This window comes from Geminicoccus harenae, from assembly GCF_019800005.1.
Classification (GTDB): Bacteria; Pseudomonadota; Alphaproteobacteria; order Geminicoccales; family Geminicoccaceae; genus Geminicoccus; species Geminicoccus harenae.
In genome coordinates this window covers 137300-158739 of the sequence record NZ_JABGCL010000010.1, presented here as the reverse complement: position 1 = coordinate 158739, position 21440 = coordinate 137300, and the positions used below count along the sequence as shown (strand labels likewise).

Here is a 21440-nt window from a genome sequence, read left to right as displayed (position 1 = left end):
AGGAATGGGCCGGCCCCGGTTAGCAGGTTGGCGCGCGGACGTTGAGGCCATCCTTCCTGCCAGGCCGGGCTGCGGCCGAACGATGGACGGGAGAAACCGCTTGGCCGACGTCGCTACCGACCGGGTCCGGATCCAGGAAGTCCAGATCCTGAGCCAGGACCACTATGTCCTGCGCAAGTACCGGTTCGACTATCGCGGCCGCGACGGTACCTGGCGGCCGGTCGTGCGCCAGGTCTATGACCGCGGCAACGGGGCGGTGATCCTCCTGTTCGACCGGCAGCGACGAACCGTGGTGCTGGTCCGCCAGTTCCGCCTGCCGGCCCTGGTCAACGGCCATCCGGACGGCTTCCTGCTGGAAGCACCCGCCGGCCTCCTGGACGAGCGCGAGCCGGCCGAGGCGATCCGGCGCGAGGCCATGGAGGAGACCGGCTTTCGGGTCGTGCGGGTCGAGCCCCTGTTCGCTCCCTATATGAGCCCGGGCTCGGTGTCCGAGCGCCTCCATTTCTTCATGGCCGAGATCGACACCGCCATGCGCGACGGTGCTGGCGGCGGGCTGGCGGAGGAGAACGAGGACATCGAGGTGGTGGAGCTGCCGTTCGACGAGGCGCTGGCGATGATCGGCCGGGGCGAGATCGCGGACGCCAAGACGATCATGCTCCTCTACCACGCCCGGATCGCCGGGCTGCTCTGAGGCTCATGCCGGGGCCGGGATCTTCCCCCGGCCCCTGGCGCGCGGCCCCTACTGGTCCGCCTCGGCCTTGAGCCGGCCGACCTCCTCGGCCCCCATCTCGCCGATCGTGGTCACCTCGCCGTTCTGGATCCGCCACAGGCGGAACGGCCCGGTGATGTCGCCGTACTGGTCGAACTGCACTGGCCCCGTCACGCCCTCGTAGCGGATGGGCTTGCCTTCCCCGATCAGCGCCAGCGCCTTCTTGAAGCCATCCGGCCCGGCATGGACCGTCTCGCCCGCGGGATCGACCGCCTTGGGGATCGCCGCCTTGATCAGCTCCTTGTCGGGCTTCCCGGCGATCGCCACCGCGAGGCCCACGATCGCCGCGGCGTCATAGGCCCGGTCGGCCGCGGGGGCCTGGCAGTCGAACTCCTTGGCGAAGCCGTTATAGGCCTTGCAGAAATACTCGGTGGACGGGGTGGCGGTGGTGCCGGACGAGGTGCCGAACGCGTCGTCCAGGTACTGGGGGCCGACGTCCTGGATGAAGTCGGCGGAGTTCATGCCGTCGTTCAGCAGGAACTTCGCCGGCCCGCCCTGGGCGATCCAGGTCCGGGCGATGGTGGTGCCGTCGCCCGGATAGGCCACCAGGTAGAGGGCCTCCGGATCGCCGTCGAGCGCTGCGGTGACTTCCGGCTGATAGGAGGCCTGGTTCTGGTTGTAGGGCGTGACCGAGGTGACCGTGCCGCCCAGCCCGGCGAACACCTTCTGGAACTCGGCCACCATGTTGACGCCGAAATCATTGTTCACATGGACGATGGCGAGCTTCTTCAGCCCCTGGTCGATGGCGTACTTGGCGGCAGCCGTGCCCTGCAGCGCGTCGGAGGTGATGGTGCGGAAGAAGATCCCGCCGGTCTTGCCTTCCTTGGCCAGCGTAGTGAGGGTCGGCGAGGTCGAGACCGGCGAGACCTGGACCACGCCGGCCGGGGCGGTCACCGCGGTCACGATCGGGATCGAGACCGAGGAGATGTCGCCGCCGATGATCACCGGGACCTTCTGCAGGTCGACCAGTTGCCGCGCGGCGTCGACCGCGACGGTGCCCTGGCTCTGCGCATCGCGCACGTCCGCCACGATCCTGCAGCCGGCCGCACCGCCTGCCTCGTTCAGGTCCTGGAAGGCCAGCTCGACCGACTTGGCCGCGGCCTGGCCGAACCGCCCGGCCGGCCCGGTGAGGGACAGGACGGAGCCGACCGTGATCGTGCAGTCCTGGGCAGCGGCCGGCGCCAGGGGCTGCAGGGCGGTGGCGGACAGGGCGGCGAGCGCCAGGACGGCTGGACGAAGCTTCACGGAATGATCCCCCCGGATACGGCCATGGGCGAGCTGGTCGCCCGTGGCGCGAGAGGCGGAATGGAGGCTGGCCAGGCACCGGCCGTCAAGCGTCGGCACAGGAACCGCCGGTCAGGCCGGCGCATCGCCCAGGTCGTATTTCATGATCCGGCCGTGCCGCCCGGTCCGGTCGCGCTCCAGGTCGAAGCAGTCGCCTTCCAGCGGGCGGCGCTGCGCCAGGACCGCGTCGATCGCACCCCGGTCCGCCTCGTCCAGCGCGAAGCCGAACGTGGCGAGGTTGGCGGGCAGGTGGTCGGCATAGCGCGCACCCACGATCACGCCGGCCACCTGCGGGCGGTCCAGCACCCAGCGGGTGGCGACATTGCCGATGCCCACGCCATGCTTGTCGGCGACCCGCTTCAGGCAGGCGAGCAGGGCCTGGAACAGGTCCCAGCCGCCGATGTCGTCGATGATCAGCTTGTACTTGACCAGCGAGCGGTTCTCCAGCCGGTCCGGCTCCGGCCGGCCCAGCCAGCGCTCCGCCAAAAAGCCGCCGGCCAGAGTCCCGTAGCAGAACAGCTTGGTGCCGTGCTCGGCGCAGAGCGGTACCAGGCCCTGCTCTGGCCGCGCGTCGAGCAGGGAATACTGGCTCTGCATCGAGACCAGCGGGTAGCCGGCCGAGATCAGTGCCCGGCTGTGCCTCGTATCGAAATTGGTGCCGCCCAGGAGATGGATCTTGCCAGCCTGCTGCAGGTCGACCAGATGGCCGGCCGCCTCCTGCCAGCCCGGCACGGCATAGTCCCACCAGTGGAACTGGACGAGGTCCAGCCGCTCGGTCCGAAGCCGGGCGAGCGAGCGGTCGATGACGCGCGTGACATAGGCGCGGTCGACCTGGTGGAGCTGGCCCAGGTCGGGCACGAACTTGGTGTGGACCTTGAGCCGGGCGCGCTGCTCACTGGAGGCGCTGGCACGGAACCGGCCGATCAGCTCCTCGGCACCGGTATAGATGTCGGCGCAGTCGAAGGTGGTGATGCCGGCATCGACGAAGGCCGCCATCTCCGCCACGGCACGGTCCTGGTCGACCGGCCCGTGACCGCCGGCGAGCTGCCACGCACCCCGCAGCATCCGGGACACGAGATAGCCCGGCACCAGCTCGAAGGTCTCGACACTCATCGCGGCACCTCCGCACGCAGCGGCACCCGGGTCGTCTCGCCATGGCGAAAGGCCGTGCGTCCGGTGCGACGGATCAGGAAGCGGCCGCCGCAATGCGGGTCCGGGCAGGCGATGACGGCGTCGCTGGTCATCCAGTCGTTCGCGTGGGTGTCGCGCTGCTTGGCCGGCAGGAGCGGCAGCAGGGCCGCCAGCGGGTAGATCGGGAAGCTCTGCCCCGGCGGCATCGACAGGTTCTCGCCGGACAGGAACAGCCGGTCGCCGACCTTGTGGTTGCAGACCATCGGCTGGTCCGAGCCGATCACCTCGATCTCGAGGTCGAAGAGTTCGAAGACGTCGTCGGGCAAATCGCGATTCCGCTGCTGGGCTTAAGACTGGGCCGACGCCTGGCCGGGTTTGGTGAAGTGCCAGACGATCACGCCCGGCAGCCCCACCCAGGCAGCCGCATTGGCGTCCGGCAACGGCTCGCGGGCGACGGTCATGGCAGATTCGGGCGTGAGCGGCGATTCGTAAAGGCCACCAAGCCGGAGGCCGGCGTCCAGCGCCGCCGCGGCATAGTCCGCCGCGAAGTGCCGGTTCAGGCGCATGAAGCCGGCCCCGCCCTCGGCCGTACGGAACTGGGCCTGCCAGCCGAGCTGGACCAGGACCGGGTGGACGTCGCTGATCACGATTTGCCCGCCAGGCTGCACCACCCGGGCGAGTTCCCGCAGTGCCGGCCGGAGGTCGGCCACATGCACGAGAGCCAGGGCGCACAAGGCCGCGTCGACCGACGCATCGGGCAACGGCAGGGCGGCGAGGTCGCCCTGCACGAAGCGACTGCCCGGCAGCTTCGCCGCCGCCCTGGCCAGCATCGCGGCCGAACCGTCCACGCCCACCACCTGATGGCCCTGCGCCGCCAGCCAAGCGGCATGGCGGCCGGTACCGCAGGCGGCATCCAGGACCCGCCCCACCGGCAGGGCCGCCAGCAGGCGGTGGACGATCGGCTCCTCGACCGGGAAGAGGCGCAGGGGCTGGTCGTAGGTCTGCGACCAGAGGCCATAGCCCTGGTCGAGGTCATATTCCGGCGCTGCCAGGGGTGCGGCCAGATCCGGCTCCCCGTGGCGCTCGACCAGGCTGCGGATCTCGGCGACCCGGGCCTCGCGCGCGGCGGCGTCGCCCGAGAACGCCAGCCGCAGGAGCGCCAGCCCCTCCGTACCCAGGAGGAGCTGGCCGAGCGTCGGCACCGTCACCGCTGGTCCCTCAAACGTGTCTCCGCTCATGTGCCGCAGCAACTTCAGCATGCAGCCCGCTCGCCGCCATCACCCCGACGAACCATATGAGCCGATGGCTTGTCGAGGCCCAGGCGGCCGCTCTCGGAGATAGTGTGCCCATGCGGATCCTGCGCGGCTTCCTGGCGGGAGGAATGATGGCGATCGTCATGTCGGCAACAGCGGCCATCGCCGCCTCGCCACCGGCCTTCGACCGAATGGTGGTGTTCGGCGACAGCCTGTCCGACACCGGCAATGCCGGGCGGTTCTCGAACGGGCCGGTCTGGGTCGAGATGCTGGCCGACCGGCTGGGCGTGAACCTGCGCGCGGCACAGGCAGGCGGCTCGAACTTCGCGGTGGGCGGCGCCCGGCTCGATCCGGCTGCCGGCCCCTATGGCCTGCGGGCCCAGGTCGACCGGTTCCTCGACCTGCGCGGATCCACCGGCCGGACCCTCCATGTCGTCTATGGCGGCGGCAACGACCTGCTCGCCGCGCTGAGCGGGGCCGGCCCGGCGCAGGTCGATGCCGCCATTGCCGCCTTGCGGACCATCCTCACCGATCTCGTGGCGGCCGGTGCGACCGACCTCCTGGTCCCGAACCTGCCGGATGTCGGCATCACCCCGGCGGTCAGGGGCTACGGGGCAGAAGCCGCCGGGCAGGCGCGGCGGCTGACGGCGGTGTTCAATGCGCAGGCTGATGCAGTGCTGCGCGAGCTCGCGGCCACAGCACCGGGCGAACTCCGGCTCTACCGCCTGGACGTCTTCGCCATGGCCGAGCGGGTGCGCGCCGACCCGGCCGCCTTCGGCTTCACCGACATCACGACACCCTGCGGCGGCTCGACCCGCTGCGAGGGGCACCTGTTCTGGGACCAGGTCCATCCCACCACCTACGCCCATGGCCGCCTGGCGGAAGCGGCGTTGCGCGAGCTGGCGGGGCAGGATCCGCCGCCGTGAACGCGGGCAGGCCGCACCACGGCGGGACGCTGGACGATGCGGAGGAGCGGCAGGCCCCCTGCTACCCGCCGGAGCCCTGGCATCTCGAGGGCGATGTCCATGCCTCGCTCTGGGCGGTGCCGGTGGATGCGGTGGCAAAGGACCTGCCGCAGGCCGTGCGCCCGGTCGCGTGCCGGGGCCGGACCCTTCTGGCCACCGCCTGGGCCGCCTATGGCCCTGGCGGCACCCTCTCCTACCACGAGTTCCTGGCGGCGGTTCCGGTGGTGGCCGGCCGCGCGCTCACCGTGAGCGTCATCCGGATCTGGGTGGACGACCCTGCCGCTGCTCTGGGCGGCAGGGAGATGTGGGGCGTGCCCAAGCAGATGGGCGACCTCCGGTTCGAGCGTGACCGGGTGTTCCAGGCCAGTCTGGCCGAAGGCGGCAGGGAGATCGCAACCTGCCGTTTCGTACCCCGCCTGCCGCTGCCCGGCCGCTGGCCGCTGGCCCTGCGCACGGCACAGATGCTCGAGGCCACCCTGAAGCTCACCCGGGCGCGGGTGGCCGGCCGGGCCGTACTGGGACGTGCCGACTGGCAGTTCGCCGCAGACGGGCCGCTCGGTTTCCTCAACGGATCCAGCTCGCTCGCCAGCTTCCGCCTGGAGCACACGGCGCTGCACTTTGGCACTTGAGCGGCTGACCGGGACGGGCCGGCTCCCAGCCTGCAGCCAAGTTGACCATGGCTGACATCATCCTTTAGACCTGTCATACCATCGCATCAGGCCGCAGCGTCCAGCCCGGCCGAGCCAAGAACAGCCGGGCCTCCGGCAGTCACGTCAGGGAGAAGAGCAGATGAAGCGGGCGCTTCTGACTGCCGCCGCCTTCGCGCTAACCTTGTCGCCGCTGGTGGCCAGCGCGCAGACCACCATCCGCGCCGCCTTCGGCTCGATGCCGGCCCATCCGAGCTATGTCGGCCTGCAGTGCTTCGAGAAGCTCGCCGAGGAGCGCAGCGGCGGGTCGCTCGCGATCGAGCTCTATCCCGACCGCCAGCTCGGCGAGGAGCGGGAGACCGTGGAGGGCCTGCAGCTCGGCACGGTGGACATGACGGTGGTCTCGACCGGGCCGCTCGGCGCGTTCGTGCCGGAGGTCGGCGTTCTCGACCTGCCGTTCATCTTCAAGGACAGCGCCCATGTCTACGAGGTGCTGGACGGCGAGGTCGGCAAGGAGATCCTGGCGAAGTTCGACGACCAGAGCATCGTCGGGCTGGCCTGGTGGGAGAATGGCTGGCGCCACCTGACCGCCAAGAAGGCGATCGAGGCCCCGGCCGACCTGCAGGGCGTCAAGCTGCGCACCATGCAGAACCCGGTGCACATCGCCGCCTTCCAGAAGCTGGGCGCGGCACCGATCCCGATGGTCTGGGGCGAGGTGTTCACCAGCCTGGGCCAGGGTATCATCGACGCCCAGGAGAACCCGATCACCATCGTCTACCTGAACTCGCTCTGGGAGGTGCAGAGCCACCTGATCCTCACCGGCCACGTCTACGGGCCGCATGCGGTGCTGTTCTCCAAGCCGATCTTCGAGACCCTGTCCGAGGACGAGCAGAAGATCATCCGCGAGGCCGTGACCGAATGCACGACGGTGGCGCGCGAGACCTCGGCCAAGCTGGATGAGGAGTATCGCGGGCTGATCACGGAGAAGGGCATGGTGATCGAGGAGGTCGACACCGCACCGTTCCGCGAGATGACCAAGGACATCGCCTCCACCGTGGAGGGTCTCGATCCCGCCATGATCGAGAAGATCCAGGCGGCCGGCGCGAACTGACCATTCCCTTGGGCCAGCCGGGGAGGAAGCCTCCCGGCCGGCCCATCGCCCGCGCCCGCCGCCTGTCCCTGCCGAAGGCAATTTCCGCCGATGATCACCCGCCTCTGGGGCGCGGTCGAGTGGATGACCGAGGTCCTGCTGATCCTCTGCATCGCCGCGATGACCGTCATGTGCTCGGCCCAGGTGGCATGGCGCTACCTGCTCAACGACCCGCTGGTCTGGTCGGAGGAAGCCGCGCGCTACCTGTTCGTGTGGGTCACCTATCTGTCGGCCTGGCTTGCCTGGAAGCACCGCGCCCATATCGCCGTGGACCTGGTGCACTATGTGGGCAACCCGCGCCTCGAGCGGCTGTCGGCCCGCGTGGTCGAGGCCATCGTGCTGGCCTTCTGCCTCTATACCTTCGTCACCAATTTCGGCCTCCTGCGGCTGACGATGCGCCAGTCCTCCGCCACGCTCGGCCTGCCGATGGTCTGGGTCTATGCCGGCTACAGCGTGATGGCGTTCATGATCGCCGGTGACATCCTGGTCCGCTGGATCACCGGCCGCCGCCCCCCGCCCGACCCGGTCGAAGAGGTCCAGCCGTCATGACCCTGGTGCTGCTGGCGGGCTTCGTCGTCCTCCTGCTGATCAATCTGCCCGTCTCGTTCGCGCTGGCGATCGCCTCGTTCCTGGCGGTGACCTATGGCGGCATCCCGCCGACGCTGGTGGCGCAGCGCATGACCGCGGCGATCGACTCCTTCATCCTCCTGGCGGTGCCCTTCTTCCTCCTGGCCGGGCACCTGATGGCGCGCAGCGGGATCGCGCGCGACATCATCGACTTCGCCAATGCCGCGATCGGCTGGGCGCGCGGCGGGCTGGCTCATGCCGGCATCGGCGCCGGCACGCTGATGGGCGGGATGACCGGCTCGGCGGTGGCCGAGGCCTCGTCCGCCGGCGGCATCATGATCCCGCCCATGAAGGAGAAGGGCTATGACGGCGCGTTCTGTGCCGCCGTCACCGCCGCCGCCTCGACCATCTCGGTGGTGATCCCGCCCTCCATCCCGATGATCATCTTCTGCGTGGTCACCGGCACCTCGGTCAGCAAGCTGTTCATTGCCGGCATCATCCCAGGCGTGCTGATCGCGATCCTCCTGATGACCACCGCCTGGGTCATCTCGGTCCGGCGCGGCTATCCCAAGGGCCCGCGCGGCTCGGTGCGGGGCTTTCTGCGAGCGACCCGTGCCAGCGTCTGGGGCCTGATGATGCCGCTCGTGATCATCGGCTCGATCCGCTACGGCATCGCCACGCCGACCGAGGCGTCGGTGGTGGCCGTGCTCTACGGCCTGATCGTCGGCATGTTCGTCTACCGCACCATCCGATTGGCCGACCTGCCCCGCATCGTGCTGGAAACCTGCGTCACCACCGGCGTGGTCATGCTGATGATCGCCGCGGCCTCGCTCTACGGCCTGATCATCACCCGCGAGCAGATCCCGCAGGGTGCTGCCCAGTTGATCCTGGGCCTGACCAGCGACCCGACCCTGGTGCTGCTCCTGTTCTTCTGCGTCTACCTGTTCGCCGGCATGATCCTGGATCTCGGCGCCAGCATCATCATCCTGGTACCGGTGCTCTGGCCGGTCACCCAGACACTCGGGATCGACCCGATCCAGTTCGGCGTCGTCACCGTGGTAGGGCTGGCGATCGGCCTGGTGACGCCGCCGGTCGGCGCCAGCCTGTTCGTCACCTGCGGCATCGCCCGCTGCAACCTCGTCCAGGGCAGCACGGCGGTCCTGCCGTTCGTGGTGGCCCTGATCCTGTTGGTGATCGCGATCATCTTCTTCCCGGGCATCGCGACCTGGCTGCCTTCACGCATGGACTGAGGCTGCCCCCTCGGGCCTTGCCGAACCGGCCGCATGGCGGCATCACCTTCGTCCAGGGAGAGGCTCCAGGACCATCGGACGATGCAGCTCTACTGGGCACCGAAGACGCGCTCCATCCGGATCCTCTGGCTGCTGGAGGAGATCGGCCGACCCTATGAGCGGGTCACGCTCGACATCCGCAACGGGCCGCAGACCGACCCGGACTTCCTGCGGCTCAACCCGATGGGCAAGGTGCCGGTGCTGGTCGACGGCGAGGCGGTGGTCTCGGAATCCGGCGCGATCGTAGCCTATCTGGCCGACCGGTTCCCCGAGGCCCGGCTGGCGCCGCCCCTGGGTGACCCGCGGCGCGGCCAGTACCTGAAATGGCTGTTCTTCTCCGGCAACTGCATCGAGGGTGCGTTTGCCGAGAAGTTCGGCAACCTGAAGCTGCCGGAATCGGCGGCCGGCTGGGGCAGCTTCGAGCGGGTGGTCGACGTGCTGGAGCGGGCCGTGGCGGACGGGTCCTGGTTGCAGGGCGAAACGTTCACCGCCGCGGACGTCATGATCGGCGCCGACCTGCATTTCGGCATGGTCGCCTTCCGGATCATCGAGCCCCGCCCGGCACTGACCGCCTATGTGGAGCGCTGCCAAGCGCGTCCCGCCTGGACCCGCGCCATGGCCATCGACGAGGCCGGATGAGGCCGCCGCTCAGTCGGTGTGGAACACCTCGTCCATCTGCGCCCACCACTCGCCCTCCTTGCGGGTCGGGAACGGCTCCTGCATCGGGTCGGTGATCTTCCACCAGCGCTGTGTCTCGGGATCGGCCGCCATCTTCGCCATGTCGGCGGCGAAGTCGCTGCCATGATACTCGAAATAGGCGAACAGGATATTCTCCGGCCGCTTCAGGAAGATCGAGTAGTTCTTGATGTTGCAGGTGGCGATGGTGGCCAGCACCGACGGCCATACCTCGGCGTGGATGCGCTCGTATTCCTCGATCGCTTCGGGGCGCAGGCGGATGCACGAGCCGTAGCGCTTCATGGATGGCCCTCCTAGTCGGCGAAGTAGCCGGGATGCTGGCGGCGCAGCTCGTCCAGCATCCCGATGATGACGTCCAGGTGCTCGATGAGCCGCCGGCGGGCCAGCGGGAGGTCGCCCGCCTCGAATGCCTGGAGGATCGCGCGATGCTCCGCGGCCACCGCCTTCCTCCGGTCGTTCTGCGGGAAGCCCAGGCGGTGCAGCCGGTCCAGATGCGCCTTGGCATGCTGGATCGGCCGCCAGACCCCCTCCATCCCGGCAGCGCGGGCAAAGCACTGGTGGAACGTCACGTCGAGACGGATGAAGTCCTGCACGTCGCCATGGGTGCCCAGCGCCTCATGCTCGGCCAGCACCGCATGGGCCTCGGCCGAGGCGGAAGCGGTCCAGGTACCGGCCGCCTTCTCCAGGATGGCGACCTCGAGCGCCTTGCGGATGAAGTGGCCGTCCTGGACCTTGCCGAGCTTGATCGGCGCCACGTAGGTGCCCTGCTGCGGGAAGACGTCGAGCAGTTCCTCCTCGACCAGCCGGACGATCGCGTTGCGCACCGGCGTGCGCGAGACGCCTGCCTCCCGGCAGACCATGTTCTCACTGACGAGCGTGCGTGGCGGCAGGCGCAGTTCCAGGATCGCGTCGCGCAGGGCCTGGCAGACCTGGTCGGCCACGTTGCGCCGCCGGTCGATGGCGAGGCCAAGCCAGGGCTCGCCGGCTGGGCCGGCCGGGCCCGGTCGGATCATCGTGATGCTCGTTGCCATCCCTGTTCCGTCTGCGTTCTTGCGCGCTGGACACTTGTATCCTAGCGTCCGACGCATGCGCCGCAACCCGCCTGGGGTGCGGCGCGATGATTTGGATCAGGGAAGCACCGCCGTGACGAAGACCGCTCACGCATTCCGCCTGCTCGCAGCCGGCCTCCTTCTGAGTGCGGCCACCACTGCCGCCCATGCCGCCGAGGATACGCTCGTGGCGTTGGTGCCGGCCGGGCCGCACCCCTATTTCTCCGCCTGGGAGCAGGCCGGCAAGGACGCCGCCAAGGACTTCGGGCTGGAGGGCGGCGACTACCGTGTTCCGCCCAAGTGGGAACTGTCCCAGCAGAACCAGCTGCTGGAGAGCCTGGTCACGCAGGGCTATAACGGCTTCCTGGTGTTCCCCGGCGACCCGGTCGGCGGCAATGGCGTGGTCAGCGAGCTGGTCGAGCAGGGCGCGCCCGTGATCGCTGGCGGCGGCTGCCTGAAGGAGCCGTCGGACGCCGCGTTCTGCCTCGGCACCGATACCGGCAACTCCGCCTATATCGGCACCCAGGAGCTGATCAAGCGGATGGGCGGCAAGGGCAAGATCGCCCACTTCGCCGGCTTCCTCGTCGACCCGAACACGCAGCTGCGCATCGACGCGGTAAACAAGGCGGCGGCCGAGACCAATGGTGCCGTGGAGGTGGTCCAGGTGATCGCCGACATCGACGCGCCGGAGCCGGCCGAGGAGAAGATCAACGCCTACCTGGCCGCACACGGCAACGAGGTCGACGGCATCGTCACCACCGCCTGGATCCCGGCGGTCGTGTCCGCCAATGCCCTGCGCAAGATGGGCGACAAGCGGATCAAGATGGTCGGCATCGACCATGACGAGGTCGTGCTGCAGGCCATCAAGGATGGATTCGTCGACGGCACCATGCTGCAGAACCCCTACGGCCAGGGCTATATCGGCACCTTCGCGCTCGACCGGCTGCGCAGCGGCTGCACGGTCAAGGAGGACGCGCCGTTTGCCTCGACGGCGCTGACCGACCGGTTCATCGACAGCGGCACCACCTTCGTGGATGCCTCGGGAGTCGACAACTATGTCGGCGCCATGCAGGCGATCACCAAGGAGATCATGGCCGACTTCGAGACCAACTATCTCACCTGCGAGTGATCCCCTCGCCCCGGCGGCCTCGTCCCGGCCGCCGGGGTGATTCCTTCTGACAACTTCCGGCCAGGACCTCGATGCAACCGGCAAGCTCGCTTCCCTTGGGCCAGCCCCGATCGGCCGGCAGCCCGTCCTTCGTGCGGGCGGGCTTTCTCGGCGGCAACGAGTTCGGCCTGATCGTGCTGATCGTGGTGTTCGCCACGCTGTTCACGCTGGCGACCAAGGGCTTCGCCTCGCCCTTCAACCTGTTCACGCTCGGCCGGACCATGGGGATCGACATCCTCATCGGCTTCTCGATGATGGTGGTGATCGTGTCCGGCGGGCTGAACCTGGCGGTCGGCGCCATCGGGGTCTGCGCCGTGATGGCGGCGGGCTGGGCCATGGAGACGTTCGGCCTGCCCTGGCCGCTGGGCCTGGCGGTCTGCCTGCTGGTGGGTGCCGCGCTCGGTGCGGTGAACGGCGAGGCGATCGTGCGTTCGGGCGTGCACAGCTTCATCATCACGCTGGCCACCATGAGCATCTTCTTTGGCGGGATGGTGTTCCTGAGCCGGGCCGAGGCGTTCCGCGAGCTGCCCCCGGCGATCGCCGCGTTCGGCAAGCTCCGCCTGATGGGCTTCCTGTCGCCCCTGCTCCTGGTCGCGGTCGCGACCGCGCTCGTACTGGGCTGGCTCTACCGCTTCACCTCGCTGGGCCGCCGGATGCTGGCGGCCGGCGCGAGCCCCAAGGCCGCGGAAGTGTCCGGCATCCGGGTCGACCGCACGATCGTCGGCTGCCACATCCTTTCGGGCGTCCTGGCCGCCCTCGCGGGCGCCATGCTCACCGCGCGCCACGGCGCCGCCATCCCGTCCATGGCGGGGCATCTGGGCCAGGACTGGCTGCTGCCGGCCTTCCTGGCACCAGTGCTGGGCGGCACGCTGCTCACCGGCGGCAAGGTCTCGGTGCTCGGCACGCTGTTGGGCGCCATGCTGGTCAGCATGCTGACCAACGGCCTGCTCCTCCTCCGGGTCGGCGAGTTCTGGGTCCAGGCATTCCTGGGCCTGCTGCTGCTCACCGCCGTGCTTCTCGACCTCGGGCGGCGCCGCCTGCTCGCCCGCCACCGGATCGCCGTCTGATGCAGAGCATGCTGGGCAAGGCCGCCAACACCGACTGGTTCGGGCCGCTCGTGGTCGTGATCGCCGCCGTCGTGGTGATCGGCGCGATCGAGCCGACCTTCCTGTCCGCCTTCAACATCCAGGTCCTCCTGTCCGCGATCGCGGTGAACCTGGTGATCGCGCTGGCGCAGATGATCATCATCGCGATCGGCCAGATGAACCTGTCCGTGGGTGCCATCGGCGGCCTGGTCGCCATCGCCTTTGCGGGCATGATGGAGGTCTGGGGAATTCCCGCTCCGCTGGCCCTGGTCCTGGCGCTCGCGATCGGCTTGGCCGGGGGTCTCGCCAACGGCTTCATCGTGGCAAAGACCGGCATCAGCGCCTTCATCATCACGCTGGCCAGCCTCAGCTTCTTCAAGGGCCTGAACCTCGGCATCACCGAGGCGCAGCCCTTCTACGGCGTGCCGGACGCGGTCAAGGCGTTCGGCAACACCAACATGATCGGCCCGATCCCCTGGCTGGTGCTGCCGGCCGCCATCGCCGGCCTCGGCATCTGGTACCTGCTGGCGAAGCTCAGGATCGGCCGGCAGATCCTGGCGGTCGGCGGCAATCCCCATGCCGCGGAACTGTCCGGCATCTCGATCTTCCAGACCACCGTCTGGGCGCATGGCCTGTCGGGCCTGCTGGCGGCACTGGGCGGTGTGATGGTCGTCGCACGGCTGCAGATCGGCCAGCCCTCCATCGGCGACGACTGGCTGATCCTGTCGTTTGCCGCCCCGGTGATCGGCGGTGCCGTGCTGGCGGGCGGCCATGTCTCGGTAGCCGGCACCGCGCTGGGCGTGGTGGTGGTCGCGATCATCACCCAGTCGCTGGTGCTGTTCCACATCGACCCGTTCGTGGTCCAGGTGGTGCTGGGTGCTTTGATCCTGTGGGCGGTCGGCATCAACCGCTGGCGCGAGGTCCGGGTCGAGCGCCGGCTGCGGGGTGCGTCATGAGCGAGGTGGTCCTCCAGGCCCGGGCGATCGGCAAGTCCTTCCCGGGTGTGCGCGCCCTGGACAAGGTCGACCTGACGCTCGCCAAGGGCTCGATCCATGCCCTGCTCGGCGAGAACGGGGCCGGCAAGTCGACGCTGATCAAGCTGCTCACCGGCGTGCACCGGCTGGAAGAGGGTGAGCTACTCCTGGACGGCAAGTCGGTGCAGTTCGACGACCCGCATGCCGCGATCGCCGCCGGCATCGGCGTGGTCCACCAGGAGCGCAACCTGATCCCGCGCTTCTCGGTAGCCGAGAACATCATGCTGGAGCGGCTGGGCCCCTCCGTGCTCTCGCGCGTCGACCAGGCGACGCTGCGGGCCGAGGCCAAGCGCTGGCTGGACCTCCTGGAGCTGGACGTCAACCCGGCGACACCGGTGATGCGCCTCTCGGCCGCCAAGATGCAGCTCGTCGAGATCGCCAAGGCCCTGTCCCTGCGCTCGCGCGTCCTGCTGATGGACGAGCCCACCGCCTCGCTCACCCCGCACGAGACCGAGCACCTGTTCACCCTGCTCCAGCGCCTCAAGCGTGACGGCGTGACGATCGTGTTCGTCAGCCACAAGCTGGAGGAGGTGCTGCAGATCTGCGATTCGGTCACTGTGCTCCGCGACGGGCGCAATGCTTGCCAGAGCCAGCCGATGACCGGCATGGGCCGCCAGGACCTGGTGCGCCTCATGATCGGCCGTGCCGAGCAGATCCCCGCCTGGGAAACGCGCGACCGGACGACTGCACCGGTGGCGCTGCAGCTCGACAAGGTGTCGACCTCGCTCGGCCACCAGGACATCGACCTCACCCTGCACCGGGGCGAGATCCTGGGCCTGTACGGGCTGGTGGGCGCCGGGCGCAGCGAGCTCGCGAAATGCCTGATCGGCCTGTTCCCGCTTACCGGCGGCAAGGTCACGATCGACGGCCAGCCCGCCGCCATCGGCAGCGTGGCCGAGGCCTTGAACCGCTTCGGCCTCGGCTATGTCAGCGAGGACCGCAAGCAGGAAGGCCTGGTGCTGGCCCATTCGGTGCTGGACAATGCCGGCATCGCGGTCTGGTCCAAGCTGGCGGGCTTCCTGGGCTTTCTGAAGAACGGGCAGATCCGCGAGCGGGTCCTGCCGGCCATTGAGCGGCTGGAGGTGAAGACTCCGTCGCTCGCCCAGCAGGTCGGGCTCCTCTCCGGCGGCAACCAGCAGAAGGTGTCGGTCGCGAAATGGCTGGCGGCCGGGGTGCGCATCCTGATTATCGACGAGCCCTCGGTCGGGATCGACATCAAGACCAAGGCCTATCTGCACGAGCTGATCCGGGCGCTGGCCGATGACGGCACCAGCGTCCTGCTGATCACCTCCGACATGCCGGAGATGATCACGCTCGCCGACCGGATCGCGGTGATGGACGGCTATCGGCTGACCGGCACGCTGGTGAACGATCGGGATTATCCGCGGATGTCGCAGGGGATCATGAACCTGATCCACGGCGAGGAGCAGGACGCCGCCTGAGCCGGCTCCAGGCGGAACCCTGCCTTCCGAATGTCCGTTCCATCCCTGTCCAATGGGCAGGAGGAAAAAGGCATGTCGGACCATACCTATCGCGTCATCGAGGTCGTCGGGTCCTCGGCCAGCAGCATCGAGGACGCGATCAAGGGTGCGGTCGCGGATGCGGCGAAGACGCTGCGGCACATCCGCTGGTTTGAGGTCGTCGAGACCCGCGGCCATGTCGAGAACGATCAGGTGCAGCATTTCCAGGTCACCCTGAAGCTGGGCTTCACGCTGGACGACCGCGGCTGAGCGGCCGGTGCCGCTCCGAATCTGCCGGCACGCATACGCGAACTGGCTAGGCTGCCGGATGAGGCGCTTGTGGCCGAGACGGCGCGGTGATGGAACTGGCCGAGCGCTCGATCGGCCTTCGCGGCTTCATGTGCCCTGTCACATGCCTGCGTCAGCCGGTCCCGGACCAAGCCTTGGCCGACGCGGCCAGCTTCGTGCTCGGCCGGCGGCTTCTTCGGGTTTTTGGGTGGTGCACTGACAGCTTCGGAGCACTCATAGCCGGCCGGCGGTAAGCCCGGAGCTTCGCCCTTCGCTGCCGGGGTGCCGCCGCCTCACACCGTGCTCCATGCAAAGCAGCCTGCGGGGACGCCTGAACCGCTGACCAGCAGGGCCCCGTGCTGGTAGAGCCTCCATCGCCGCTCGGGCTGCACATCCACGACAACCACGCTCATCATCGGATCGCTCCAGACGAGGCGAGCATCCAGGGATGAAAGGGCAGCGAAGATCTGGTCGGTGCCGTAGTCCGGCCGGAACACGACCGTGGTGAACGGCTGGTCAGGAGGAGGGCGCAGCGCCCAGGCTCCCGCTCCAGCGGTCGCAAAGGTCAGCAGCAGCATCACCAGGGCCGAGTGCTGCAACTTGGTCGGGCCTGCGCCACCGCCACGAGCAAGAGCCCATCCGGCCACCAGGGGCACCACACCGAAGGCAACCAACCAGATCAGGTCCCACAGCAGCGGGCTCTCGCTGTCGAGCTTGATCCGATGGATCCCCAGCAGCCAGTGCGACAGCACCGCATCCGCTACATGCCACAGGCCGAAGCCCACCAGCAGTGCGCTGAGGAGCGGACGGCCCCGCCCGCCCTCGACGCTCCGGTGCGCGCGCCACAAGCCCCACAGACCGACGATGGCGATGACATACATCAGGGCGTGGAAGTAGCCGTCCCACAGCACCTGCGCCCGCAGATCGGCCACACCAGGGACAAGGCTCAGGAGGTGATGCCATTGGAGGATCTGGTGCAGGAGGATGCCGTCGAAAAAGCCGCCGAGCGAGAAGCCCAGTATTGCGCCGTACCGGGTCCAGGGTAATGACCACATGGACGATGCTCCTTTCAACTGGAGCGAACGGCACAGGAAGCCGAATGTTCCGGTCCGATGACTTCTGTGCACGAATCAGGAATTGTTCACCAGAAGGACCAACCGTCACCGGGGATCGCCGACATCAGGAGGCGACCAATGTTCCCGCACAGGCTTGATCGGCGTTGTCCATTGCCCTGTTCAATCGCCGACTCAGGTAGTCGAGCACGGCCGTCTCGTAGGGCTCCAGGCTCACATATTCCTCGAGGTCGGCCATTGCCTGCTCGATCTTGAGCACCTGGAAGAGCTCGCCGGCCAGATAGTCCTCGACCAGTCCCGGGTGGATGTAGCTCTTGCGGCAGATCGTGGGCGTGTGGCCCAGGCGGCGTGCCACCCGCTCGATCGCCTGCTTGAGGTTGCGCTTGGCGGCAGCCTGGGTCTCGAACGCTTCCGTGGCGCTGAGCGCGAAGGCGCACAGCACGGTGGCCGCCCAGGTGCGGAAGTCCTTGGCGGTGAAGTTGCTGCCGGAGATCTCGCGCAGATAGGCGTTCACGTCGGCGGAATCGACCGGCTGCCGGGTGCCGTCCTCATCCAGGTACTGGAACAGATGCTGGCCGGGCAGATCCTGCAGCTTGCCGACCAGGCGCGCCAGCCGGCGGTCGCGCAGGGTGATCTGGTGCTCCTTGCCGCTCTTGCCCTTGAAGCGGAAGCGCAGCGTGGTGCCGTTGATCTTGAGGTGGCGGTCCTTCAGCGTGGTCAGGCCGTAGCTCTTGTTGGCCTTGGCATATTCCTCGTTGCCGACCCGGACATGGGTGACCTCGAGGAGCTGGACGACCACCGCAAGGACCCGCCGCTTGTGCAGGCCCGGCCTGGCGAGGTCGGCCTGCACGGCGCTGCGGATGGTCGGCAGGGTCCGGCCGAACTCCAGCATCCGCTCGAACTTGGTGGCATCCTGCGCCGCCCGCCATTCGGGATGGTAGCGGTACTGCATCCGTCCGCGGTCGTCGCGCCCCACCGCCAGCAGGTGCGCGTCGCGGAAAGGCGCGATCCACACCTCGGTCCAGGCCGGCGGGATCGCCAGCGAGCGGATCCAGGCGAGCGTGTCCTTGCCCCTGATCGTCCGCCCCTCGGGATCGCGGTAGGCGAACCCCTTGCCGGAGCGACGGCGGCTGATGCCGGGCATGTCGTGGTTGACGTAGCGCAGGAACGTTCCTGGCGGCATCGTCACAGGGGCAGCATTCGCCATGAGGCTCCGTTACAGCACAAGGATGGCGTGGCCAGCGCCGGTGCGGCCGGTCACGGCGACGGATATGTCACGTCCCCTGCCCCGGATTTCCACGTCGAGCTTGGCTCCACCCAGGTCCAGGCCACGGATCGTGATGCTCTGGAAATGGGACGGCAGGTAGGGTTCGACAAAACGTACCCGCTGCGCGTCGGGGTCAAACGACATGCCGAGGCAGGCGCGCAGGAAAGCCAGCGGAGCTGCTGCCGCCCAGGCCTGTGGGGCGCAGGCGACCGGATAGAGAGTGGGACCGCGCCGTTCCCGGCGCCGAAAACCGCAGAACAGCTCCGGGAGGCGGTTCAGCTCCATCCAGCAGGCTGCTCCGAACATCGCGTCGACGATCCGCACCACCTCTGACTTCAGGCCGTAATGGGCGAAGCCCAGGGCGATGATCGCGTTATCGTGCGGCCAGACCGATCCATTATGGTAGGACATCGGATTGAAGCGCGCCTCGCCCTGCGCAATCGTCCGCACGCCCCAGCCCGAGAACGAGGCGTTGTCGAGCAGCACCCGCGCCACCGAACGCGCACGATCGACCGAGGCGATGCCACCGAACAGGACATGACCGGCATTGGAGCTGATCACCTCGCAACGCCGCTTGTCGCCATCCAGCGCCAGCGCATAGGTGCCGAGCCTCTCGCACCAGAACGCTTCCTCGAAGCGGACGCGCAGCCTTTCCGCCTCGTTGCGCAGGCGCTGCGCGATGTCCGGCTCGTCCAGTGCGGCCGCGACCTTGGCCATCGCCAGCTTGGCGGCGAAGACATAGGCCTGGACCTCGACCAGCGCGATCGGACCCTTTGCGAGCCGGCCATCGGCATGGAAGATCGAATCGTGCGAGTCCTTCCAGCCCTGATTGTCCAGGCCGGCCTCGGTGGCACGCTGGTACTCGACGAACCCGTCGCCATCGGGATCGCCCGGGCCATCGATCCAGGCCAGCGCCGCCTGGAAGTTCGGCCATAGCCGGCGCATCGTGTCGATGTCGCCGGTCCGCTCGAAATAGAGCCCGGCCAGCATCAGGAAGAGCGGGGTCGAGTCGACGCTGCCGTAGTAGAGGCGGAACGGTACCTCGCCCAGCGCCGCCATCTCGCCGCCGCGCATCTCGTGGAGGATCTTGCCTGCCTCGGCGTCGGCCTTCGGGTCATGGCTGGTCGCCTGCAACGCAGCGAGGCAGCAGAGCACGCCCTTGCCGATCATCGGATCCGCCCAGAGCGCCTCGATGGCGGTGAGGATGCCGTCGCGCCCGAAGGTGGTCGAGTACCAGGGAATGCCGGCATAGGGATAGGGTCCCTGCGGCGTGTCGGTGGAAAGCATGCACAGGTCGGCCAGCGAGCGGTCGAACACCTGGTTGATCCGCTCGTTGGCGATTTGGATCTTGGATGCGCGCTGCCGCGTCCGCTGGGCGACGCGCCGCGCCCGCTTGATGTTGCCGAGGAAGGCGAGTTCGTCGGCCGCCGGCTGCTGATTGCAGCCGATGGTGATGAAGCGCGAGCAGCGCCCCCGGGGCTCCAGGGTGATGTCGAACCGGATCATCCGCCGGTCGAGCGCGGACGGAGCCGGACGGAACTGCAGACGGGTGTGGCGCTCGACCTTATCCAGCCCGAGATAGGCCAGCGTGACCCCGTTCGGTTCGACCGAAGGATCTCGCCGTATGCCCCGGACGGGGCGATGCAGGCCCCGCACCTCGAACAGGTCGGCGAAGTCCGCATCGAACCGGTAGGTCAAGGTGAAGCGGACCGGCTCCAGCCCATGGTTGTGGATCGAGCAGCGCTCGTGCAGCGCACCCTCCCACAGGAAGAAGAAGCGGCTGAAATAGACCGTGTCCTTGGCCAGGTAGAGCCTGCCGTCCCGGATCATGTCCGGGTTGGTCAGCTCGATCACCAGCCCGGCATTGTCCTCGGTGATCTCCGAGCCCAGCACCAGCGGTGCTGCCCCGTCGATCTCGAAGGACAGGCGGGAAAGGTGCCGGGTGCCGTCGTGGAACACCCCGTCCGGGCCACCTGCGGAGATGCCGATCTCGCCGTGCGAATCGATCACCGCGAAGGTGTCGCCCTGCTTGAGGGTGTGGCGGGGCCGGGAGCTGGGGCCGATGGCCGCGATGTAGAAGGGCGTCTGACCTGCGGCTGACGTTGGATCGACGGGCAGCATGGCTGCGTCCCTCAGCTCAGGGCCTGCATCCTGGTCTTGGCAGGCCTAGCCATCGCGATGAGGCTGTCGTCAGGCCGCTCCTGCACCTTGCAGACCAGCGGCCTCTCGGTCGCGGCGCGGAACAGGTCCAGGTACTGGGATGCCATCCGCTCCGCGGAGAACCGCCGGACGAAGGTGTGGCGCACCTCTCTGCGGTCCAGCTGCAGCACCCGCGGAAGCTGGGCCACCGCCTCGTCCATGGAATCGACGATCACCCCGTTCACCCCGGTCCGGATGATCTCCGGAACGGAGCCGCACCTGAACGCCAGCACCGGCGTGCCGCACGCCATGGCTTCCGTCAGAACGAGCCCGAACGGCTCCGGCCAGTCGACGGGGAACAGGAGTGCCCGGGCGTCGCCGAGGAAGTGGGTCTTCTGGCGCTCGTCGATCTCGCCGATGAAGGTAACGTTCGGCCGGTCGAGCATGGGCTGGACCACCTCGCGGAAGTAGCGCTCGTCGGCGGCATCGACCTTTGCCGCGATCTTGAGCGGCATGTTCACCCGCGTCGCGATCTCGATCGCGCGGTCCAGGCCCTTTTCCGGCGAGACCCGCCCGAGGAAGGCCAGGTAGTCGCCTCCAGGCTCGAGGGTCGGCTGGTGCAGGTCCAGCGGCAGGCCATGATGGATGGTGGCGACGAAGTTCGCATCCGGCACCGGCAGGCGCTGATGGTCGGAAATGGAGATCAGCGGATACTCGGGGAACCGGCGATAGAAGCTGCGCAGGGCCGGCAAGTCCTGGCGGCCATGCAGCGTGGTGAAGACACGCGATGCATGCTTGCGGAACAGAGGGAAGTGGAAGCCGTCGATGTGGAAGTGCAGGACATCGAACTCGTCCACACGCCTGGCGACCTCGTCCATCATCACGAGGTAGGACAGGACCTGGTCATCATGGGTACCACCCAGGCGCAGGGCGCGCTCAACGCACGGCACCAGTTCCGCCTTGGTGAGCGAATCACCAGAAGCGAAGAGGGTCACCTCGTGGCCCATGTCGACGAGCTGGTCGGTCAGCCAGGACACGACCCGCTCGGTGCCGCCGTACAGACGAGGTGGAACGCTTTCAATCAGGGGGGCAATCTGCGCGATCTTCATGCTTCAGCCTTGCGACA

22 protein-coding genes are annotated in these 21440 nt (G+C 68.3%); 12 read left to right on the top strand and 10 right to left on the bottom strand.

The annotated features are described in order from the left end of the window. Nucleotides 1-100 precede the first annotated feature (100 nt). Complete coding sequence (locus tag HLA95_RS11795) at nt 101-691, top strand: NUDIX domain-containing protein (protein ID WP_223861342.1); 591 nt, start codon at nt 101-103, stop codon at nt 689-691. Nucleotides 692-739: 48 nt separating this feature from the next. On the opposite strand, the gene HLA95_RS11790 is transcribed toward HLA95_RS11795, so the two are convergent. From HLA95_RS11790 to HLA95_RS11775, 4 genes are all read right to left on the bottom strand, one after another. Continuing rightward, complete coding sequence (locus HLA95_RS11790; protein ID WP_222183414.1) at nt 740-2014, bottom strand: ABC transporter substrate-binding protein; 1275 nt, start codon at nt 2012-2014, stop codon at nt 740-742. Between the two features lie 111 nt (nt 2015-2125). Continuing rightward, a complete protein-coding gene (locus tag HLA95_RS11785; RefSeq protein WP_191057664.1) occupies nt 2126-3166 on the bottom strand; it encodes an aldo/keto reductase in 1041 nt (346 codons plus the stop codon). Continuing rightward, nucleotides 3163-3510, bottom strand: a complete 348-nt coding sequence (locus HLA95_RS11780) for a TIGR04076 family protein (protein WP_191057663.1) — start codon at nt 3508-3510, stop codon at nt 3163-3165. The genes HLA95_RS11785 and HLA95_RS11780 overlap by 4 nt, the downstream gene beginning before the upstream one ends. Nucleotides 3511-3531: 21 nt before the next feature. Further along, the gene (locus tag HLA95_RS11775; RefSeq protein ID WP_222183413.1) at nt 3532-4443 is read right to left on the bottom strand and encodes a class I SAM-dependent methyltransferase; all 912 of its coding nucleotides are present in this window, start codon (nt 4441-4443) and stop codon (nt 3532-3534) included. A gap of 89 nt (nt 4444-4532) precedes the next feature. Here HLA95_RS11775 and HLA95_RS11770 point away from each other — a divergent pair, with 89 nt between their 5' ends. From HLA95_RS11770 to HLA95_RS11745, 6 genes are all read left to right on the top strand, one after another. After that, on the top strand, nt 4533-5363 hold the full coding sequence (locus tag HLA95_RS11770; RefSeq protein ID WP_191057662.1) for an SGNH/GDSL hydrolase family protein: 831 nt from the start codon (nt 4533-4535) through the stop codon (nt 5361-5363). Next, on the top strand, nt 5360-6031 hold the full coding sequence (locus tag HLA95_RS11765) for an acetoacetate decarboxylase family protein (protein ID WP_191057661.1): 672 nt from the start codon (nt 5360-5362) through the stop codon (nt 6029-6031). The genes HLA95_RS11770 and HLA95_RS11765 overlap by 4 nt, the downstream gene beginning before the upstream one ends. A 160-nt stretch (nt 6032-6191) precedes the next feature. Then, on the top strand, nt 6192-7160 hold the full coding sequence (locus tag HLA95_RS11760; protein ID WP_191057660.1) for a DctP family TRAP transporter solute-binding subunit: 969 nt from the start codon (nt 6192-6194) through the stop codon (nt 7158-7160). Nucleotides 7161-7250: 90 nt separating this feature from the next. After that, on the top strand, nt 7251-7748 hold the full coding sequence (locus HLA95_RS11755; RefSeq protein ID WP_191057659.1) for a TRAP transporter small permease: 498 nt from the start codon (nt 7251-7253) through the stop codon (nt 7746-7748). After that, complete coding sequence (locus HLA95_RS11750) at nt 7745-9016, top strand: TRAP transporter large permease (RefSeq protein ID WP_191057658.1); 1272 nt, start codon at nt 7745-7747, stop codon at nt 9014-9016. Before HLA95_RS11755 ends, HLA95_RS11750 begins: the two co-directional genes overlap by 4 nt. An 81-nt stretch (nt 9017-9097) precedes the next feature. Beyond that, the gene (locus HLA95_RS11745) at nt 9098-9694 is read left to right on the top strand and encodes a glutathione S-transferase family protein (RefSeq protein WP_191057657.1); all 597 of its coding nucleotides are present in this window, start codon (nt 9098-9100) and stop codon (nt 9692-9694) included. 9 nt (nt 9695-9703) lie between these two features. On the opposite strand, the gene HLA95_RS11740 is transcribed toward HLA95_RS11745, so the two are convergent. Both HLA95_RS11740 and HLA95_RS11735 read right to left on the bottom strand, forming a co-directional pair. After that, nucleotides 9704-10033: an L-rhamnose mutarotase gene (locus HLA95_RS11740; RefSeq protein WP_191057656.1), complete on the bottom strand. Its 330-nt coding sequence runs from the start codon at nt 10031-10033 to the stop codon at nt 9704-9706. 11 nt (nt 10034-10044) lie between these two features. After that, nucleotides 10045-10782 (bottom strand): GntR family transcriptional regulator, encoded by a 738-nt coding sequence (locus tag HLA95_RS11735; RefSeq protein WP_191057655.1) that lies wholly within the window; start codon nt 10780-10782, stop codon nt 10045-10047. A gap of 112 nt (nt 10783-10894) precedes the next feature. Between HLA95_RS11735 and HLA95_RS11730 the strand changes: the two genes are divergently transcribed. The 5 genes from HLA95_RS11730 to HLA95_RS11710 all read left to right on the top strand — a co-directional run bounded on the left by HLA95_RS11730 (nt 10895) and on the right by HLA95_RS11710 (nt 15817). Further along, the gene (locus HLA95_RS11730) at nt 10895-11929 is read left to right on the top strand and encodes a sugar ABC transporter substrate-binding protein (RefSeq protein WP_222183412.1); all 1035 of its coding nucleotides are present in this window, start codon (nt 10895-10897) and stop codon (nt 11927-11929) included. Nucleotides 11930-12024: 95 nt separating this feature from the next. Then, nucleotides 12025-13035: an ABC transporter permease gene (locus tag HLA95_RS11725; protein ID WP_222183411.1), complete on the top strand. Its 1011-nt coding sequence runs from the start codon at nt 12025-12027 to the stop codon at nt 13033-13035. Further along, the gene (locus tag HLA95_RS11720; protein WP_191057652.1) at nt 13035-14009 is read left to right on the top strand and encodes an ABC transporter permease; all 975 of its coding nucleotides are present in this window, start codon (nt 13035-13037) and stop codon (nt 14007-14009) included. Before HLA95_RS11725 ends, HLA95_RS11720 begins: the two co-directional genes overlap by 1 nt. Further along, nucleotides 14006-15529: a sugar ABC transporter ATP-binding protein gene (locus tag HLA95_RS11715; RefSeq protein ID WP_222183410.1), complete on the top strand. Its 1524-nt coding sequence runs from the start codon at nt 14006-14008 to the stop codon at nt 15527-15529. Before HLA95_RS11720 ends, HLA95_RS11715 begins: the two co-directional genes overlap by 4 nt. A gap of 72 nt (nt 15530-15601) precedes the next feature. Beyond that, nucleotides 15602-15817, top strand: a complete 216-nt coding sequence (locus tag HLA95_RS11710; RefSeq protein WP_191059505.1) for a dodecin — start codon at nt 15602-15604, stop codon at nt 15815-15817. 311 nt (nt 15818-16128) lie between these two features. Here the strand turns inward: HLA95_RS11710 and HLA95_RS11705 are convergent, their stop codons facing one another. The 4 genes from HLA95_RS11705 to HLA95_RS11690 all read right to left on the bottom strand — a co-directional run bounded on the left by HLA95_RS11705 (nt 16129) and on the right by HLA95_RS11690 (nt 21423). After that, nucleotides 16129-16890 (bottom strand): DUF2243 domain-containing protein, encoded by a 762-nt coding sequence (locus HLA95_RS11705; RefSeq protein WP_191059504.1) that lies wholly within the window; start codon nt 16888-16890, stop codon nt 16129-16131. 124 nt (nt 16891-17014) lie between these two features. Further along, nucleotides 17015-18115 (bottom strand): DNA topoisomerase IB, encoded by a 1101-nt coding sequence (locus HLA95_RS11700; RefSeq protein WP_191059503.1) that lies wholly within the window; start codon nt 18113-18115, stop codon nt 17015-17017. Nucleotides 18116-18124: 9 nt separating this feature from the next. Beyond that, a complete protein-coding gene (locus tag HLA95_RS11695) occupies nt 18125-20296 on the bottom strand; it encodes an amylo-alpha-1,6-glucosidase (protein ID WP_191059502.1) in 2172 nt (723 codons plus the stop codon). 11 nt (nt 20297-20307) lie between these two features. Then, nucleotides 20308-21423 (bottom strand): glycosyltransferase family 4 protein, encoded by a 1116-nt coding sequence (locus HLA95_RS11690; RefSeq protein ID WP_191059501.1) that lies wholly within the window; start codon nt 21421-21423, stop codon nt 20308-20310. Nucleotides 21424-21440: the final 17 nt, after the last annotated feature.

Coding starts and splice junctions, on each gene's coding strand:
- HLA95_RS11710 (WP_191059505.1), top strand. CDS start 15,602: ATGTCGGACCATACCTATCGCGTCATCGAGGTCGTCGGGTCCTCGGCC.
- HLA95_RS11770 (WP_191057662.1), top strand. CDS start 4,533: ATGCGGATCCTGCGCGGCTTCCTGGCGGGAGGAATGATGGCGATCGTC.
- HLA95_RS11745 (WP_191057657.1), top strand. CDS start 9,098: ATGCAGCTCTACTGGGCACCGAAGACGCGCTCCATCCGGATCCTCTGG.
- HLA95_RS11785 (WP_191057664.1), bottom strand. CDS start 3,166: ATGAGTGTCGAGACCTTCGAGCTGGTGCCGGGCTATCTCGTGTCCCGG.
- HLA95_RS11715 (WP_222183410.1), top strand. CDS start 14,006: ATGAGCGAGGTGGTCCTCCAGGCCCGGGCGATCGGCAAGTCCTTCCCG.
- HLA95_RS11760 (WP_191057660.1), top strand. CDS start 6,192: ATGAAGCGGGCGCTTCTGACTGCCGCCGCCTTCGCGCTAACCTTGTCG.
- HLA95_RS11775 (WP_222183413.1), bottom strand. CDS start 4,443: ATGCTGAAGTTGCTGCGGCACATGAGCGGAGACACGTTTGAGGGACCA.
- HLA95_RS11740 (WP_191057656.1), bottom strand. CDS start 10,033: ATGAAGCGCTACGGCTCGTGCATCCGCCTGCGCCCCGAAGCGATCGAG.
- HLA95_RS11700 (WP_191059503.1), bottom strand. CDS start 18,115: ATGGCGAATGCTGCCCCTGTGACGATGCCGCCAGGAACGTTCCTGCGC.
- HLA95_RS11735 (WP_191057655.1), bottom strand. CDS start 10,782: ATGGCAACGAGCATCACGATGATCCGACCGGGCCCGGCCGGCCCAGCC.
- HLA95_RS11705 (WP_191059504.1), bottom strand. CDS start 16,890: ATGTGGTCATTACCCTGGACCCGGTACGGCGCAATACTGGGCTTCTCG.
- HLA95_RS11755 (WP_191057659.1), top strand. CDS start 7,251: ATGATCACCCGCCTCTGGGGCGCGGTCGAGTGGATGACCGAGGTCCTG.
- HLA95_RS11695 (WP_191059502.1), bottom strand. CDS start 20,296: ATGCTGCCCGTCGATCCAACGTCAGCCGCAGGTCAGACGCCCTTCTAC.
- HLA95_RS11750 (WP_191057658.1), top strand. CDS start 7,745: ATGACCCTGGTGCTGCTGGCGGGCTTCGTCGTCCTCCTGCTGATCAAT.
- HLA95_RS11720 (WP_191057652.1), top strand. CDS start 13,035: ATGCAGAGCATGCTGGGCAAGGCCGCCAACACCGACTGGTTCGGGCCG.
- HLA95_RS11690 (WP_191059501.1), bottom strand. CDS start 21,423: ATGAAGATCGCGCAGATTGCCCCCCTGATTGAAAGCGTTCCACCTCGT.